The 17851-nt window shown below is 42.5% G+C and carries 16 protein-coding genes; 4 read left to right on the top strand and 12 right to left on the bottom strand.

Going from position 1 to position 17851, the window contains the following annotated elements; genetic code table 11:
• Window positions 1-56: 56 nt before the first annotated feature.
• Both HUW48_RS18515 and HUW48_RS18510 read right to left on the bottom strand, forming a co-directional pair.
• Window positions 57-2960, bottom strand: coding sequence for an ATP-binding protein (locus tag HUW48_RS18515; protein ID WP_182412351.1), 2904 nt, complete (start codon window positions 2958-2960; stop codon window positions 57-59).
• Window positions 2961-3142: 182 nt separating this feature from the next.
• Entirely contained in the window at window positions 3143-3619 is a 477-nt protein-coding gene (locus tag HUW48_RS18510) for a nuclear transport factor 2 family protein (RefSeq protein ID WP_182412350.1), read from the bottom strand.
• Window positions 3620-4030: 411 nt separating this feature from the next.
• Here HUW48_RS18510 and HUW48_RS18505 point away from each other — a divergent pair, with 411 nt between their 5' ends.
• From HUW48_RS18505 to HUW48_RS18495, 3 genes are all read left to right on the top strand, one after another.
• A complete protein-coding gene (locus HUW48_RS18505) occupies window positions 4031-4600 on the top strand; it encodes a gluconate 2-dehydrogenase subunit 3 family protein (protein ID WP_182412349.1) in 570 nt (189 codons plus the stop codon).
• A 674-nt stretch (window positions 4601-5274) separates the two neighbouring features.
• Window positions 5275-6378 (top strand): Gfo/Idh/MocA family protein, encoded by a 1104-nt coding sequence (locus tag HUW48_RS18500; RefSeq protein ID WP_182412348.1) that lies wholly within the window; start codon window positions 5275-5277, stop codon window positions 6376-6378.
• Between the two features lie 293 nt (window positions 6379-6671).
• Complete coding sequence (locus HUW48_RS18495) at window positions 6672-7409, top strand: glucosamine-6-phosphate deaminase (protein WP_246343546.1); 738 nt, start codon at window positions 6672-6674, stop codon at window positions 7407-7409.
• Window positions 7410-7461: 52 nt separating this feature from the next.
• Here the strand turns inward: HUW48_RS18495 and HUW48_RS18490 are convergent, their stop codons facing one another.
• The 6 genes from HUW48_RS18490 to HUW48_RS18465 form a co-directional block, all read right to left on the bottom strand.
• The gene (locus tag HUW48_RS18490) at window positions 7462-7863 is read right to left on the bottom strand and encodes an RDD family protein (protein WP_182412347.1); all 402 of its coding nucleotides are present in this window, start codon (window positions 7861-7863) and stop codon (window positions 7462-7464) included.
• Between the two features lie 165 nt (window positions 7864-8028).
• Window positions 8029-9087 carry a hypothetical protein gene (locus HUW48_RS18485; RefSeq protein WP_182412346.1) on the bottom strand — a complete coding sequence of 353 codons (1059 nt, stop codon included), beginning with the start codon at window positions 9085-9087 and terminating at the stop codon, window positions 8029-8031.
• A gap of 343 nt (window positions 9088-9430) precedes the next feature.
• Window positions 9431-9616 carry a hypothetical protein gene (locus HUW48_RS18480; protein WP_182412345.1) on the bottom strand — a complete coding sequence of 62 codons (186 nt, stop codon included), beginning with the start codon at window positions 9614-9616 and terminating at the stop codon, window positions 9431-9433.
• Window positions 9617-9865: 249 nt separating this feature from the next.
• Window positions 9866-12211: a GMC family oxidoreductase N-terminal domain-containing protein gene (locus HUW48_RS18475; RefSeq protein WP_182412344.1), complete on the bottom strand. Its 2346-nt coding sequence runs from the start codon at window positions 12209-12211 to the stop codon at window positions 9866-9868.
• Between the two features lie 13 nt (window positions 12212-12224).
• Window positions 12225-13694, bottom strand: coding sequence for a patatin-like phospholipase family protein (locus HUW48_RS18470; protein WP_182412343.1), 1470 nt, complete (start codon window positions 13692-13694; stop codon window positions 12225-12227).
• Window positions 13687-14103 carry a DUF4345 family protein gene (locus tag HUW48_RS18465; RefSeq protein WP_182412342.1) on the bottom strand — a complete coding sequence of 139 codons (417 nt, stop codon included), beginning with the start codon at window positions 14101-14103 and terminating at the stop codon, window positions 13687-13689. Before HUW48_RS18465 ends, HUW48_RS18470 begins: the two co-directional genes overlap by 8 nt.
• A gap of 182 nt (window positions 14104-14285) precedes the next feature.
• Between HUW48_RS18465 and HUW48_RS18460 the strand changes: the two genes are divergently transcribed.
• Window positions 14286-14447 (top strand): hypothetical protein, encoded by a 162-nt coding sequence (locus HUW48_RS18460; protein ID WP_182412341.1) that lies wholly within the window; start codon window positions 14286-14288, stop codon window positions 14445-14447.
• On the opposite strand, the gene HUW48_RS18455 is transcribed toward HUW48_RS18460, so the two are convergent.
• The 4 genes from HUW48_RS18455 to HUW48_RS18440 all read right to left on the bottom strand — a co-directional run bounded on the left by HUW48_RS18455 (window position 14432) and on the right by HUW48_RS18440 (window position 17623).
• Window positions 14432-14857, bottom strand: coding sequence for a patatin (locus HUW48_RS18455; protein WP_246343545.1), 426 nt, complete (start codon window positions 14855-14857; stop codon window positions 14432-14434). The two genes, HUW48_RS18460 and HUW48_RS18455, sit on opposite strands and share 16 nt — an antisense overlap.
• On the bottom strand, window positions 14799-15335 hold the full coding sequence (locus HUW48_RS18450; RefSeq protein WP_182412340.1) for a DUF1772 domain-containing protein: 537 nt from the start codon (window positions 15333-15335) through the stop codon (window positions 14799-14801). Before HUW48_RS18450 ends, HUW48_RS18455 begins: the two co-directional genes overlap by 59 nt.
• Before the next feature lie 17 nt (window positions 15336-15352).
• Window positions 15353-16249 (bottom strand): acetoacetate decarboxylase family protein, encoded by an 897-nt coding sequence (locus HUW48_RS18445; protein ID WP_182412339.1) that lies wholly within the window; start codon window positions 16247-16249, stop codon window positions 15353-15355.
• 318 nt (window positions 16250-16567) lie between these two features.
• A complete protein-coding gene (locus HUW48_RS18440; protein ID WP_182412338.1) occupies window positions 16568-17623 on the bottom strand; it encodes an alpha/beta fold hydrolase in 1056 nt (351 codons plus the stop codon).
• Window positions 17624-17851: the final 228 nt, after the last annotated feature.

Genomic DNA, 17851 nt, shown 5'->3' with positions numbered 1-17851 from the left:
AGGGGGCATAAATAACTAATAGAAATTCTTGCTTGAGGGGAAAAAATTACTAATTTTTAAGACTTGTCTTGTCTGGTAGTATCCACTGATTGCTGATATTCCGAAGGGGCTACCCCGTATAAGTCGCGGAAGCATTTTGTGAAGTAGTTTGGATTACTGAATCCTACCTGGAAGGCTACTTCGCCTATATTTCCCTGGTTTTGTTTTAACAAGTGAGCCGCCCGCTTTAACCGAACCAAACGAATAAACTCTTTCGGCGACTGATCCACAAGGGCATTTAGTTTTCGGTTTAGTTGGGCCCGACTCATGCCTACTTCCCGGCTAAAGGCATCTATATCAAAATCGGCATTGCCTAGGTTTTTCTCCATAATTGTGGTGACTTTTTGTAAAAATCGTTCGTCGGCTGAAGTAATATTCACCTCAGTTGGTTGCACCGAGAAAGAGCGGCTGAACTTTTCGCGCATTTTTTGGCGCTGCTGGATTAAATTTTTTACCCGCAAAAGTAGTTCCTCCGCACTAAATGGTTTAGTGAGGTAATCATCTGCACCTGTTTCTAAACCGCTTATTTTACTTTGAACGTCGGCTTTGGCGGTAAGCAGGATAATTGGAATGTGGCTGGTGCGTTCATCTTCTTTCAATTTCCGACATAGGCTTACCCCATCCAGTTCCGGCATCATCAGGTCGCTAATAATTAAATCCGGTATTGTTTCCAGAGCAATCCGGTAACCTGCTAAGCCATTTTCGGCTTGTTGTATTCTATACTTATCCGACAAAAGTTCAGCGATGAAATGTCTTAAATCAGCATTGTCTTCCACTATCAGAATATTTTGGCTATGATTTACTTTTTTGTCAAATTCTTCTGCTGTTGATTTACCGTTTGTCCTTATAACAGCAGTAAGAGTTGCTGACTCAGATTGCTGTTCGGCTTGTTCTGTTTCGGCCAGAGTAAAAGGAAGCTGGACCGAAAAGGTGCTGCCTTTGCCTTCCGTGCTTTCGGCTACTATTTTACCGCTGTGCAGTTCTACGAGTTCTTTGGCTAAGGCCAGCCCGATGCCGGTGCCTTCGTACTGGCGGGTAGTCGAGCTATCGGCCTGGTAAAAGCGATCAAAGATGCGGGGCAGTTGGGCAGCAGGAACGCCAATGCCGGTATCCTGCACTTTTATATGTAGTATGCAGATTTGCTCTTCTGCCATTTGCACGGTGGCCGTAAAGCTTACTTCTCCTTTAGTCGGGGTAAACTTAGCAGCGTTAGAGAGTAAGTTGTTTATTATTTGTTCCAGCTTTTGGGTATCCATATGCACCCAAATCGGCTGCAAAGGAACAGTATACCGGTAAGTGATTCCTTTGCTTTCGAACAGCGAAGCATAGGAGCCACCTAATACCTTCAGCAAATTACTTAAATTTCCTGGCTGTGGGTGCAGGGTTAGTTTTCCTTCCTCCAGTCGGGAGAGGTCCAGCATCTGATTTACCATTTGCAACAGTAGGTCGGCATTACGGTCGATGATCTGGTAATCGGCTTGCTTTTCTAAATCAGAATTATCCTTTTTTCTAAGTTTTTCTACTACACCCCGGATTAAAGATAGTGGTGTGCGAAACTCGTGGGATATGTTAGCGAAGAAGCGGGATTTAAATTTATTCATTTCTTGCAATTGCTGCCTTTCCTGTTCTTGCCGGATGGTTTTTTCGGAAAGTTCTTGTACTTCCACTAGCTTCGCCTCTAATGATCGGCTAGTAAAGGAAGCTTCAGTAGCCAGATAAATAGAAAGGCTAACCGGCAGACCCAATACAGCTAAATTAAAAGTTAAATGGCCGAGGACTCCATTGGGACCTGCTGGCAATAAACCGAAAATAAAAGCTAAAGCAAGTGGGTACAGAACCAGAAAGGCAATGGCACCATAGTTTACCATCCGAATTCCACTAAATTTTTTCCGGTCCGCCATAAAAGTGATGCGGGCTGACTCCAGGAAAGTTAGAATAGGAAAAAGCATCAAACCAAATAACCATCCTGTTTTGTAAAACCATAAAAACATGGGCAGGGTGAGGCAGAATGCAGTAGAAAGTAGCCAGAAAATAAGGTTTTTTCTTTGCTTAAAAATGGAGTAGGTAGCTAGCAGAAAAAAATAACAACTAGAAGTAAAAAGTAGGAATATAAAAATTAGCAGGTGCATTCTGGTGGTGGCCAACTGCACGTAATGAAAGATAGTACCGGAAAGTAAATAATTTAGCGCATTTAGTGAAGAATAAATAAAAAAATAGAGATTAGCTTTCCTCTGGGGCGAAAAATAGAATAAAACTAGGTGCAATAAGGCTAAAATGAAGAATATACTAGATTTAACATAATCTAAAAAGCTATAATCCAAAAGATCAGTATTACCTCTAATTATTTGAGTTACACCTTCAATTGCCAATAACCTTAACGCAACCGCCCGGTTATACCTCCCAGCAAATACTACATAGGGAATGTCTTTCTGCAAGGAAAAACGCACAGCTAAAACTTGTGGGTGTTCTCCAATAGGGTGTAGTGAAATAAATTCACCAACGGGAGGGTGAACTGCTTGCACTTGTTCCGGCTGAAAACTTATTTTACCATACTTTCCGATTAGCCTCCCATTCAGGTAAATTTCGGATGCACCTGTTTGCTCTACCAATAAAGCCAATGATTCTTTAAATAAGGCACTATCCAGGGTAAACCGGAGCCTAAACCAGCCAATATTATTCTTCCAGAGAACAGGTAAATCGTGAATATCTTGCGTGGGATCAATAGTTTGCCAATTTTGATCGTTCCATACAGGATTGGCCCATTCTGGGTTGTCGCCGGGCATATACTTCCAGCCCTTATCCAGTAATTTTCCTTCTATTGGTAAGTGGTCTATCTGCACCATTGAGTCAGCAACGGTGTATGCCCAGCCCGGGGTATACACCACCAGCAAAAGGAGAAGAACTTTACAAGCACAACACATAAGTATAAGGCTGTTGCTGATTGATTTAAAAGCACGGATTAAAAACAATGGACTGAAAAAGGCGGGAGTCTACTTAATCATGAATTGAAGAGTTATAAACCGGGTTTAAAGGTCAGGGTAAAAATTAAAAAAGTTAACACCCGCAGCATTAGCTGGTAGTTAAATTTAAATGGCAGCTATTCTTAATTAATAATATTATTTGCGTGCCGCACTACCTTCTTCCAGTCCTTACCCCGCTTCATCCAAACTTCGGTAAACCGACGGTTAACGATTTTACCTGCATCTGTCCGGTTGGCATCAGTTGTGGGTACTACCACTTCACTTCCTATTACCACTACGGTATTCTCACCTTCTACGTGAAAGTAGTCGACCTTTTTTTCATAAGACGTGTACTTAATAATATCGGACTTTACCCGTTCCATTACCTTGCGTTTATCAATGAACTGGTTAAAAGGATTGGTTACCACCATGTCATCTGGATAAAATTGTTCCATAGCGGTTGTATCCTGGTGGAGTACTAACTTTAGTTCATAATCCATTAATCGTTTTATCTCGGCAATTATTTTCTGGTTTTTATCAGAAGTAGTATTAATTGCCTGACCGAAGGAATAGTAAACGCTACCACTTGTGAGCAGAAACAGGAGTAACCAATTTTTCATGTATATTTAAATAAGTTAAGTCATATATCTCCGGATGAAGGTTATGGATTTTGATACTAATACCTCATTTTTGATTTAATAAGAGCTATTAGATTTAATAAGAGCTATTATTAGATAAAACAAATCTTCTTAAAGCTTTATAAAATTATTATTAACTACTAGCTTGTAAATGAAAAGGGGAAAAATTTAACTGAATTATAAAGAATTGTTTTCTTGGTATAAATTAAAAAAAACTTTTTATAATACCATATTTAAGAAGAGATTATTTAAAAAATAATGAATAAATAAGGCTAGTGGGGTAATAGTATTTGACTTATGGACTCTACCTGAAAAATTAACTTAGAAAGAGCTGTTATTATGAGTTGCATACTCTTAAATTGTTAACCCAACTACATTCATTAAAAACCTGTAATGAACCGAAGAGAAGCCATATCTGCTGTTGCTTATTTAATGGGAAGCGCGGTTATTGGAGCCGAAGTATTTTTAACCGGCTGCCAGCGTAGCGCCTCAGATGAAACCCTGTCTTTTTCCGAAAATACGGTTGCTTTGCTAGATGAGGTAGCCGAAACTATTTTACCCGGTACTAATTCTTCGCCGGGCGCAAAAGCAGCGCATATTGGTACTTTTATTAAAACCATGGTAATTGATTGCTACGAAGAAAAAGATCAGAAAATTTTTGCGGCAGGTTTAAATAAATTACAGGACGCCAGTAAAGCAGGGTATGATAAAACCTTTATGGATCTGTCGGCGGCCGAGAAACACGCCTTGCTGGTTAATTTAGACAAAGAAGCGAAAAGTTACCAAAAAAGTAAAAAAGAAGACGAGCCCAGTCATTATTTTACTATGCTGAAGCAGCTCACCTTATTGGGCTATTTTACTTCGGAACCCGGGGCCACTAAAGCATTAAATTATCTACCCGTACCGGGTCGTTTTGAAGGTTGTATTCCCTACGAAAAAGGAACAAAAGCCTGGGCGATGTAAGGAAAGAGACACAAGTGGTTAGATAGTAGATGTTAGAATATTAGGCGTTTTAGTAATACTCCCGACATCCAGTATATAAAATTAATCTTGTCCAGTAACTTGAAACGTAGTTTAATTATGATATAAGTACACAAACAATAGCAACAGCTTAAGGTAGGGAAGTTATTTTTTAAGTTTCGCAAAATAGTTTGTGAAGACACAAACGGTGGCAACACGATGAAACCAGAATTTAATCGCCCATCGGCAGTGTCTTCACTGCCTGCTTTTGCCCAATTCTAATTTATAAAAATAAAAAATTCTTACCTTATTCCCTTCGTCAACGAAGAGCTTTTACAAACTACTAAATTCGTTATAGCGCGAGCAGGCCACGCTGGTGATGACGATGATCGTCCGGCTCCTGAAAATTTACTAAATTACTTTTTAAAAAAGCCTTTCATTGTCTTGGCCGAGCGTTTTCTGAATAGTAGTTAACTGCGTGGATGCTTGCTCCTGGAGTTTGCTTTTTTGCCTTAGGTATTTAGTCCTTTTCATTCTTTCGGTATAATTTAAATTTCTTCTTCGGCAGGATTGGAATTGCAATAGAAGTTAACTAATCTGCGCTATTGTTTGGGTAGCTTATCGGCTTGCTCAACAAAAGGCACCTTTCCGTAAACTAATAAATTGTAAACAGAACTATGAACAGAACGAAAGTCGCTATCCTGGGGGCTGGTTTTATTTCCGATATTCATTTAGAGTGTTACCACCGGTTTATTCCGGAGGCCGAAGTAGTAGCCGTTTATGCCCGTAATCCCGAAAAAGCGCAAGCTTTTGCCGAAAAACACCATATTCCGCAATGGTACGATGATTACGAAAAAGCCATTCGGGAATCGGGTTGCGAGGTAGTAGATATTTGTTTACCGAATTTCCTGCACGCCAAAGCTACCCTGATAGCTGCCGACGCTCATAAACATATAATTATAGAAAAACCATTAGCGGTAACCCTGGCAGAGGCCGATGCTATGATTGCGGCTTGTGAGCAAAACGGGGTAAAACTCATGTACGCCGAAGAACTTTGCTTTGCCCCTAAGTACGAGCGGGCCCGGCATTTAGTAAAAGAAGGGGCCGTAGGCGAAATTTACATGCTAAAGCAATCCGAAAAGCACTCCGGTCCGCACTCCGATTGGTTTTACGACGTAAACTTATCCGGCGGTGGCGTATTAATGGACATGGGCTGCCACGCATTGGGCTGGTTCCGGTGGATGCTGGGCAACGCACCGGTAGCCAGCGTGTACGCTACCATGAGCACGGTATTACACAAAGGCCGCACGCAAGGCGAAGATAATTCGGTAGTGATTGTAGAATTTAAAAATGGCGTAACTTGTATAGCCGAAGATAGCTGGGCCAAGCACGGCGGCATGGACGACCGCAGCGAAATTTACGGAACGGGTGGTGTTATTTACGCAGATTTATTTATGGGTAATTCGGCTGTTACCTACAGCAAAAATGGTTATGGCTACGCCATGGAAAAAGCCGATACTACTCAGGGCTGGAGCTTTACCGTTTTCGAAGAAGTTTTTAACCAAGGCTACCCGCACGAATTAAAACATTTTATAGAATGCGTACGCGAAGATAAAACCCCTTTGGTAACCGGCGAAGATGGCCGGGCTGTGTTGGAAATAATTTACGCCGCTTACGCTTCGGCGGGAGCAGGTAAAAAAATAAGTTTACCTTTTACGGCAGATGTTGCCAAACCAATTGACCTCTGGCTAAATAGTTCGATTAATAGTTGGATGTGGTAGAAATTTAATGTTTGAATGGGAGTAGGAGTGAATAGCTGAAACTTCTGGTATTTTTATATCATTCCGGAAGAATCTAGTGAGTTGAAGGCAATAGCCGATCTTTAGTGTAAGGATAAGGGACTGTAGATCAAGCGAGATTGCTTTTCTGATTTCAATTTTATTGCTCTGTTCTCACCAGATTCTTTCCGAATGACCCCAATAAAATTATTGCGTTCCATTTAACTTATTGTAATTTACCAGTCTGTTTTTTTGAATACCTACAAGTTATAACGTAAAACCCACTTACCACTAGCGTGAAAATTATAATTGGAGATAACTACGACAGCATGTCGAAAGCAGTAGCTGAATTTGTTGTGGAATATGTACAGCAGAAACCTACTGCCTTGTTGTGTTTTCCTTCGGGCGAATCGCCGACCGGATTGCTACAGCAATTATTGCAGTACGCCCAGGCCGGCAACGTCGATTTTAGTCAATGCACTTTTATTGGCTTAGACGAGTGGGTAGGCCTGGACGAAACCAACGAAGGCAGTTGCCGCTATTATCTTCAGCAAAACTTATTTGGTCCATTGGGTATTTCTCCGGAAAAAGCCATTGTGTTTAACGGTAAAGCCCCCGATTTAGACCAGGAATGCCAACGAATAAATGCTATTATTCAAAAACACGGTTCCCTGGATATAATGCTGGTAGGAATAGGCATGAACGGGCACATTGGATTAAATGAACCCGGCGTTTCGTTCGATTTGTACGCACACCACATGCCCTTAGCCGAAGTTACCGTAACTGTAGGCCAGAAGTACTTTAAACAACCCACTGCCTTAACCGAGGGTATTACTTTGGGTTTAAAGCATTTTCAGGAAGCCCGGGTTCCTATTTTAATTGCCGCTGGTGCTAAAAAAGCCGCCATTCTGGCCCAAGCGCTGGAAGGGGAAGTTACGAACCAGGTGCCCGCTAGTATTTTACAAACCTTGCCGAATGCACTTGTGTATTTAGATTGGGCTGCTGCCGGTGAGTTGCAGTTTTCGGCGGAGTAAGTTCTCGTTTCAGGCAAATTAAGCAAATTTTATGGGTTTTATCCACCGATAATCAACCCACCTGAACCATGAGCGAGCCAGCGGCTAAATCGTGAATAGCTCTTCGGCGGGGATTAAAAGTAGTAGTTAAAAAAGATAACCACCCCAGGAAAGTTTTTACTAAAAAGCGTCCAATGGCTGGCAGAAAGGATAAATTTTCGTAAGTTTTTTCATCTACTACCCGCATCCGGAAAAGTTGATGCCCTAACGTACCTCCAAAAATGGAAACAAAAAGAGGTTCGTATATAAAGAGCATAAACAGCAACACAAACCCACGTAGCCAGTTAGGAGCTTCTCCCGCATAATCTATTAGTACTCCAGTTAGCATAAATACCAGAATAATAAAAAACAAGTCTACCGAATAACTTAAAAGCCGGCGGCGCAACGAGGGGTAACTCAAAGTAATGGGTTCCATGGTTTTGAGGGTTGGTCTTATAAATTTAAAGATTAATTTTCATTTATTTATTGCTAGAATAGATTTCTGCTGCTCTGTCATTACAATTGATTCTTTCTGCTTAGTAAGCAGGGAAATGAGCAGTAAAATAAAGTAAACCAGTTACGATGGCTGGTAATTTTTGAATTATACCGGAAGTACAGTTGCCTGATCCTGGTTCACTGTACTGCGGGTAATCAGGCTATTCAGTTGGGCATCCAGATTTACTTTTTTTGCCTCCTGGGTTAAGTTCTGTAAAATAACTTTGCCGGTAGCATCGTCTTTTAAACTTTGTAAATACCGGCTCATTAACTGTAAAACCTGATAATCTTTATTTTGCCACTCTGGTTGCTGATACAGGTTTTCTTCTTTTAGTATTTGTTGCAGATGCGATTCCAGACCTTTTGTTTCCGTTTCCTGGTGAATGGCTCGAACTAACTGATCATACAACAACTGATTGGGGATTTTATCTATTTGCTTGGTTATAATTTGCAGCGTTTGTTTATGTTTGCGGGCATTCCGGTAAATAAAAAATGCGCCAATACCTATTAATATAGCTAAACCTCCCGCCCCGTACATTAATCTTTTGGCCTGACTTATTTTTTCATCGGCGGCTTTTTTCACGCTGGTTAGTAGTTTTTGCGTATTCGGGTTAATCTGGTTGGTAAAAAGGCCGCGCGAAACTTTTTGGGCCAGCGAGTCGAGTAAAACGTGCGTTTTTGCTCCCAAAAACTCATCCCGAAAAAGACCGGCTCGTTTAAGCGTAGAATCATTTAGTAATTCATCACGGATTTTTGCCACCAGCAACACCGTTTCTTCTCCTCGGATATTAGCGAGTAAAGCCTTTCCCTGAGCCTGAAAATTTTCGCCGGCTTGGTTTAAAACTTTTTGCAACCAGATTTCGGTGGTGTGGCTCATTAAACTATCCCGAACCCGGATGGTCGTTTGGCCTACTTGTTTGTCTAGCTGTTGGCCGATGGAATCTACTTGTACCCGAATCCGGGCTTGTACGCTGTCGCTTAACAATACTTCGGTAAGCCCCCGGGCGGCACTCCGCGAAAGAGAACGACTGACACTATCCAATTTGCTTTGATTTAACTCTTTCCGAATACCAGCACCCACCTGGCGACCTAAGTGTTGCAAACAACCTTGGGTCAAAAAAGCCAATAACAGTAGCCATAGTACAGGTTTAGCGCGAAATTTCATTTTTTTGAAAGGGTTTGAGTAAGTAATATCTAATTGTAAGAAGTAGTTGCTATCGCAGACTTTGATTTTGTTCTTTGGAGCCTTTCCAAGTCTCCATGTACTGGTGCTATCTAGTTTGACAAGTAACCAGTTTGCCTCATGGCCGGCGGGCCTCGTTTGGCTGTGGAGCACCTGCTATCCTTCCTTTCCTCGACTCCGTCTGCGGAATGCCTCCGGCACCGGAAGCCTAGCAGGTGCTCCACAGCCAAACTGGTGTCATTACATGGTGGCTAAAGCCTTTCTTTTTTTTACTGGCTTTTCCTATTTACTATGTAGTGATTACTAGTTTTCTAAAGCTGATGAGTTAAATTAAGTTACTATTAACTAGAGGAATTAATAAGTAGTAGTAATCAGAGCTACCAGCAACAATTTCCAGTTTGGCTCTTTCGGGCGGTTTAGCGTTCCGGTGCTGCGGGAGCAGCATGGCGCAACGGAGTGAGCCAAGGTTCGCTAAACCGCCCGAAAGAGCCAAAAGAGGCCCGCCGGCCACGAGGCAAACTTAGACAGTTACATTACATCAGCACCTCTAACTGGAGACGGGAACCGGCTCCAAAGAAAAAGTAAATGAGCATAGTAAAAGAATATTTAACCCAACACTTTACTATGATATCAATCGAATAACTTTTATACGATAGTAGATTAAGAATTTCCATTCTTCAACTTATGGAAGGTGCGGGTTGCTTTTATTGGTTAAAGAACAGAGCAATAACCTCTGGCAAGCCGATTATTTAAGATGAAGCTACGCGTATTGCTGGTACAGACTTTTAGTAAAAAATAAACCGAAATCTTTTAAGGCTTGAGCCGTTTCTAAGGGATTAGCAGTATTTAAGGCTTTCATAGTTGTTATTTGAGCGGCAAAATCCTTAGGCTGAATTTTAAGGATGCCTTTGCCAGCTACCGGGCCTTTTTTATCGGAGCCTTCGTAAATAGTAATAAAAAGTGTGGAGGTGTCGGTCCACAAATCAAAGCCAGGGTTGTCGTAAACTTCTTTGTAGCCGTTAAAGTAAAATTTCTGCCCGTCTACGGCATGTAGCTTCATGTTATAATTCATCTTCAAAACCCCACCTGCCAGTTGGTCTTCTTCAAACAAATTAAAAATTCCTTCACTTACTACCAGCGGGTTTTTCGAGAGAGCGGGTACCGTAACAGTGCCTACCATTTTGGCTTCGTGCCGGTCGCTAAGTAACATGCGTTGCAGGTTATCGGAGATAATGGTTAAGGTAAATTCACAAGGCGAATCGGTTTGCTGCCCGAGTTCGAACGCGTGCGTATAATCTTGTTTTTCCCGGGTAGAAAAGTAACCCGTCATTTTTTCGGTGAACTGAATACCTACGGGCTTAATCATTTGCTCTTGCGGACTTACCGCCGGGAAATGATACGGAATAGTTAATTTATAATCCTGAGCTATTAGCTCGCAGCATCTTTCGGCCAGCGCCGAAATAGTAAGTAAAGGGTTCACGCCCACCGAACGCGGAATAATAGCGCCATCCAGTACGTATAAGCCAGGGTGCAATTCAGTACCTTGTTCCCCGGCATACACTTGTCCGGCATGGTTTACTACACCTTTTTCCGCCGATTCGCCCATAACGCAGCCGCCTAATGGATGAACTGTTACTAAATCAAAATTTAAAGCTTTGCTCCACGATGGGTTGGTCAAGTACGTTCCGCCTAAGGCTTTGGTAGCTTCCTGCAATTTATTATTTACCGTTTTAAAAATTGGCTGTTTGCCCACTTCCGGCCAATCTACCCGAATCCGGTCGCCTTCTACCCGCATAGTACCATTCGCATCGTCGTGCGACATTACCAGGTACGTTAGGGTGTTGTTTAACGCCCCGGAGTAAGCACCCATAATAACAGCTTTAATCTTCCGGAATTTTTCTACTAAAAAATCTTTCAGATTTTTATCGGTGTCTTTCCCTAACAGGCGGGCAAAAGAAATAAAGGCCCCCGGCAAAACACCGGCTAAAGCTCCCGGAATAGAACCATCTTCTATTACAAAGCCGTCTTCCAGTTTTTCTTTACCGCGCAAGTCAATTACTCCGCCAATGCAAGGGCCAACAGCTTTTATTTTACCGCCCGGTTTGTTTTTACCGTAACCAATACCATTTATAACACAGTCGTTGTTAAAGCCAAAGCCCAGCACATCGCCGTTGCCCGTAAATCGTTTACCCAGCATGGGCGATAGCGCCAGGCCTCTTTCTTTTGATTTTAGTAAAATTTCGGTGCTGCCCAAACTACCGGCTCCCAGTACTACCATGTCGGCTTTTACAAACAGAAAAGGAGCATCAAATTTTTCGCGTTCGGCATTTTGTAAGCAATAATAAACCAGCCATTTATTATTTACTTTTTCCAGATACTGCACGGCTACCTCGGTAAATATTTGGGCGCGGTGGTTTATTGCATCGGGTAAGTAATTCATTAAGGTGGTGTTTTTGGCTCCATAGTTACAACCGGTTACACAGTCGCCGCACAAGTCGCATTTATGCTGCGATACCCCTACGTGGTTAATATGAGTATGAAAACTTACATTTATGGGCACGAAAGAAAATTTTTCGTGAAGCGCCGAGGCCGCTACTTTCATGGCTTCGGTTTTGGGTAATACGGGGTATCCGTTTTTTCCTTCGGGATAGCACTCGGGCCGCAGCATTTCCCGGGCCCGCTGTACACCCCGCGCTACAGAGTCCAGGTCGTTTCTGATTTCCCGAGGCCAGACTTCATCGTTAAAAACCCGTTTGTCGGGTTCTATACACACATTGGCATTTACCAGAGAAGTACCGCCTAAACCACAACCCACAAAAACATTTATGTCTTTATTCATGTGAAACTCGTACAAAGCCGTTTTAGAGCCCAGGTGTTGTTGCGGTAAATTAAATTGCATTTCCTTAGCCGCCTGCGCTTGGTCTTCGGGAAAATCGCCGGGCTGAAATTCTTTCCCTCTTTCGAGCAAACATACTTTTTTACCCGCGCGGGCTAGTCGCGATGCCGCAATGCTGCCGCCGTATCCGGACCCAATCACTACTACCTCATATTCCGGTTGCATATCCGTTATCGGCGACGACAGGCAGGCCTTTGGTTGCTTTTCCATGGTATTGTAATTTTTATAAAGTGAACCGCATTTGTTTATAGGTTAAAAAATAGTTTTGCAAAGCCCGGCTGGCTTTTCTTTTCGCCCACCAGTTAGGGGTATGGTAAAATTGTAGGCTTTTCCGGAAGTACTTATAATCCGCAGGAGTAATGGTAAAAATAGTAGTAGAAAGCAAGGTGCCGGCGGTACTAGCGCCTTGGTATAAACTAATAGGAATTTGATATTTATGTAACCGGTCAGCGTTTAAATCAACCTGGCCGCGGAGGTAATACTTTTGATCTTCTACTTGAACCTGAAATCCGAATTCAACTTGTTTATTGGTTTGATCGGCATTGTTTTTAGTAAAAAAAGTACCATTGTAGCCATAGCAGAATCTTGATTGCTGGCTTAAATAGATATTCGCTGCTAATTGGTAAGGCTCTTCCGTCTGCATAAAAATAGCTATATCCGGCAGGGTGAGCGATAGATGAATAGTAGTAATTTGGTTGAATAAGTTGCCAGTTAATTTAAATCGCAGCGAAAAACCAACGCCCGGAGATTTCATTTTAGTGGAATGGGGCGAAGGTGCGGCCGGGTTTTTCCTATTGTTCAATAAATAGTTTTTGGCATCGGCGTACCCCAAATCAATAAGCGTGGTGGTGTTTATTTTATTAAAATACAAATCGGTATCTAAGGGGAGGGGATACTCGGGCTTGACGATATGCAGCTGAATTAAATTTTTCTGTCCGTAAGGCGAATCTCCTTTTCTAATCCGGTTATTTAGTTCGTTTAAATAGTCAAATTCCGCGAATAGAGCACCGTTGGCGCTCATCTCAATCATGTGAACGTATTGGTTAAAAGAACCTTTCCGGTATTGGTGTTCATTGCCAATAGCCCAAACGAGCCAGATTTCTTCGGCGCCTCTTTTAATGGCTTCCATCAGGTTGGCATCTTTTATCCAGACAGCATCGATGTACCAGTCGTTGTTAATTTGAACGGCTGGCATAAAAATAGGCAGCGATACGCCCGCTATTAGATGAGAAAGACTTACCTGTTGATGGGGTATGGCTTCATTTATTTTATAAGAATAATTACAAACGTTGAAAGTGCCGGTAATATCTGGCTCGGTGTTTATTTTGGTAATATTTATGCCCAAGTGCGGAAAAACTTTATGCAGCAAACCATCAGCATCACCAAAGGCCATTAACCGGAAAGGATTGAGGTATTCTTTAAACGGAAAATAAGATACAAAATCTTTTATGCGCAGGGTGCGCCAATTCTGGCATATTTGGTCAGTAGTGAGTCCGGATAGCAGCATGGCTACGTTAAAAATTCCCCCGGAAGTGCCGTCGGCATGGTGAAAGCACAGGCCATGTTCTTCAAGCGCTTTTAATACGCCAGCCTGATAAGCCAACCGCATACCGCCACCCGCCAAAATTAAGGAACGTTTTGGCCCTTGGTAACCTGCCGGAACCCGGAACGGTAAGGAATTTGATTTAACCATTATAAGGTAATAATTTGTGGCGGGTGTAAAGGAAAATCAGCAACACACCTGCCATTTCGTAAGTGGCAAAAAAGTAAAATATCCAAAGCGGCGGGCCATCTGCAAAATAAGATAATACCCGCACCAAGGCTCCTAAAAACATAATGCCGGTAAACAACCGGTTAAAAGGAGTTATGGAAAAAATCTCTTTCCGGAATTGAATAGCAAACAAGCCAAACCCAAATTCGAGCAGTCGTAAAAACCGGTATTGCGTTAAAATACTGGCCGCTGTAGTGGCATTTACCTGCTTTACATTAAATTGAAAAAGTAATTCCTGATCTAATCTGGCTGCGCCAAATGCTCCCCAAATACCCGCTAGCAGGAGTAAGCCCACGTAAGTATAGAAGAAGAAATAGGCCAGGAATTTCATGTTTGGGTTTAGTTTTTTACTAATTGGTAATTAACTGTCTTTCTTTGCAGCCTTTTCAGAGCTCCAGTTGGCGGTGCTAACTTGTTTGATTAGTTCGTCGTGTTTGCCCCGGAGCCGGCGAAGTTTATAATCCTATCGCGAGCGTCTTCGCTTGTGATGCTTATCGTCCGGCCTCTGGCCGGTTGAAAACAGTTGCTGATTTGCATTTAAGAAAAACTTATCGGTTCGCCCGGCCAGAGGCCTACCAAATGGGTAGACACGAGCGTGGACGCTCGCGTCAGTTTATTGCCTGCGAACAACCAGCAACCAACAACCAGCAACTACTTTTTCACCAGTTGTTATAATGGTCCAGGTTTCGCCAATAAATAATTAATAATACTCCCGATAATAAATCGAAAGCGGCAATACCTAAGACTATGGCGCTAAATACAGCGTGGTACACTCCTAAACCTACGGCAAGAGCGGCCCCCAATTTTTGCAAGGCACACCAGAAAACGGGGGTAGGATCTTTTCGGCGGCTAGTTAATACTTGCACCAGCAAGCCACCGAATAAAAACATAAACATGCCAATAATGGCAAAAAAGTGCGCACTGGTTTTATCTTGATCGGCCCCCACCAGGTTTAAGATAAAAGGGGCAGCCAGTACCTGGCCTAAGCCACTCAGGATGGTTATCCAGGCAATGAACAAAATAATTTTATAGAGCCATTTTTGCTTTTGCGTAATAGGTGCGGTAGGCAGTTGTTCCAGTATCATAGTTCAGGTATTTAGTAAAAAAATAAGCCATCATGCAAAGCCACTGCGCCGTCCAGAGGCTCACGCGAATCACGTTTAGCCGCATCCATTTTTGCAGAACATCGCGCAGAATATCTTCATTGGTTATACCGGCACTCATTTGCTCGTTGTAAGGAATAATGTAAATGATGGTGAGAGCAGTAGCCATAGTTACGCCGAGTAATACGCCAATAGGATACCACCGCAGGTTGCTTCGCCATTCGGCAATAATCATAATCAGGGAGGCGCCAATCATTACCAAAGTCATGTAGGTGAAAAATTTAGTAGCGGCGGTTACTTGCGGCACAAACTGCAGGTAATAATTAGCGGGAGTGAGCTGGTCGGAAACCGGAAAGGAAAATAAAACCAATGACCAACCGGTGCCCAAATACATGGCGGTACATAAGAATAAAAGAGAATGATTGATTCCTAGTAGTAATTTTTTTGTTTGGTTTATCATAGCACTAAAATTTAAGGTTAAGCTCCAGCTATCTGGGGTTTAGTAACGCGCATCCGGTTAGGATTTTCGAGCCATTCTTCGCCTAAACCTAAATCAATCACACTTTCTAAACCTTCGGGCCCGGTGGTGGGTAATTGCGGATAACTCAAAAACCAACTTTCAAAATAATCGTCGAGCACGCCGGTGGCTTTAGGAATATAGGCGGTAAAGAGCGGCTGGTTTTCTACTTGCAGATTTTTTAAAATGGTGGCTTTAGGGTGATTGCCAAAGGTAACACTGGCTGCGTTTTTCTTATTTAAAGTAATGCTGGCTTTGCCTTTAAAATAGATATAGGATTTCATGAGCATACCCCGGAACTGGCAATAATTAGCGGCTCCCATGTTTATGGGCAGCTTTAAGCCCGACGGACGGTTTACATCCAGCCGCATTACCATTTCTCCTTCTAAATCGTATTGCGCACTAATCAGGTCCAAGCCTTCGATAAAATCCAGGTTGGCCTGGTGCTTGGGCATGCCCCAAATTCCTTTACCGCCTTTTACCGAAATTTCGGTGCTAACGGGTAAATCTAAAATGTACTGCCCGGTTTGGTAAGATTTTATAAATAAAGCCGGCAGCAATTTCGGCGCCGGCCGGGAACCGTGGGTGCAGGCTAAAGCAATGCTGTATTCAATGTATTTACCAATATCGGTTTTCCGGTAATCTACTACGGTAACTAAAAAAACAGCTTTGCCATTTAACAAACGTACCGGATGCACTTCGTTGCCTGGCAATAAAGACCGGGCTATTTCGTAGTTAGCCGGGAATGCGGCCATAATTACCGCCGCATTATCTGAGTTTACCGGTAAAGCATAGGGGATGCCATCTACCCGGGCAAATCTACCGGTCTGCTTTAATAATCTTTTAGGGATAGCCATTGTAATAGTTGTTAGTTATTGGTTGTTCGTTGTTCGATTGTAAAGATTCTGATGGATAGGAGAATAGCATAAATTTTACTTTTACTGATTTCGTTGAGGGTTCAATTGTTTAGTCCATAGTCCATAGTCGATAGTCGACAGACGATAGTCCATAGGTGAAATTTGTTGTTAGTCAGCGTGTTTTAAGTGAACCAATCCGCCATTTTAAAATTGACTAAGCAATAGGGATAAGTTAATTTTAAGTTGACGGATATTGCATTTAGTAATTTTTAATAATCAAATGTTTATAACTGTGGACTGTTGTCTATGGACTATGGACTAATTACTTAAATCTTGTAGCATCAGCGGAAAAACATCGCGGTAAGCTTCTTTTCCCATAAAAATATCCAGGTGACTGTAGCGGGGAATAAGGCGAAGTTTGTGAAAATTGCGCCGGAGGTGGTTGAAGTATTGGTAACTTTTTACCTGACTGGAGGGCAAAAAGCACAAGTTTTGTTCGCCGGCAAAAAACGAGATGCGAGCTTGGGTAGCCGGTTGATTTGCGACATACGAAATTACTTTTTTACTTTTTTCTCCCGTTTCTCCCGCCGATAGCAAATGTCCCGCTCGTACCGACTGTTTCATCTGTTTGTAAAAAGTTAAGGGTACGTGCGCAAATTCCTGCTTTAGCCATTCGTGGGTTTCTTCGTTCAGGTTCTCGTGCCGCCAAAGGGCCGGAAAGCCCGTACCATAAGTAAAACTTACCTGTTTGCACACCTGGTTTTCGCATTCGTGGTGGGTGAGTTTTACCAGAGCATTCAGCATTTTAGCCGTAAGGGTAGGCGCGTGGAGCCCCCATTGTGGGTTCAGGTAAGAAGTAAGTCCGCCCACTACGGGTACCATATAACCTAATTTAAACCGGGAAAAAGGAGGTACTACCGGGTGCAGTGATACCGCATTCGACACAATCGTACTTACCTCGGGTAATAAACCTTGCACCGCCGCCATCATAAAACTGGTAGACCCCTGGCAATGAATAATGGCTTTAATGGTTTTAGCCCCGGTTAATTCTACTATTTTTTTAACCGCCGCCGGATGGTCGTATAAAGCCGCCTGGTCGAGGGTCCATGGGTTAGGGGCAAAGTCGATACTGGCACGCCAGTTTTCCAGCCATACATCGAAACCGGCCTCGGTTAAAAATTCCACAATATTTTGCGGCACCGGAGCCAAAAAAATGCTGGCTCGTACCCCGGCACCGTGTACCAGTAAAACCGGGCCTTTATCGGGTACTTTGGCCGATTTTAAATTAATGAGGTTGCACAAAAAACCATCTGAGGCAGTAAAGGGAATTACTTCTACCTCGTGATTTTTTACCGTGTAATTTTGGCTGTTCATAATAATAGTATTAAAAACCGAAAGCCGTTGCGGGAGCAGGTTATATCCGCAGAATGCAAAAAGATTCTGGTCGCACCAATAAGAATAAATGGATAGCAAGCGCCTAAAATAGAAGTGGGAATCTGTTTTTAGGACTTACCAGGAGAGTAGAAAAAATACTAAAATAAAGGTTGCCTTTTGAATTTTGATACTATTATTTAAAAGCTTGCAAAAGGACAGCGGTAGAAA

The organism is Adhaeribacter radiodurans (assembly GCF_014075995.1).
GTDB lineage: Bacteria > Bacteroidota > Bacteroidia > Cytophagales > Hymenobacteraceae > Adhaeribacter > Adhaeribacter radiodurans.
This window is presented reverse-complemented; position numbering and strand designations above follow the sequence as displayed.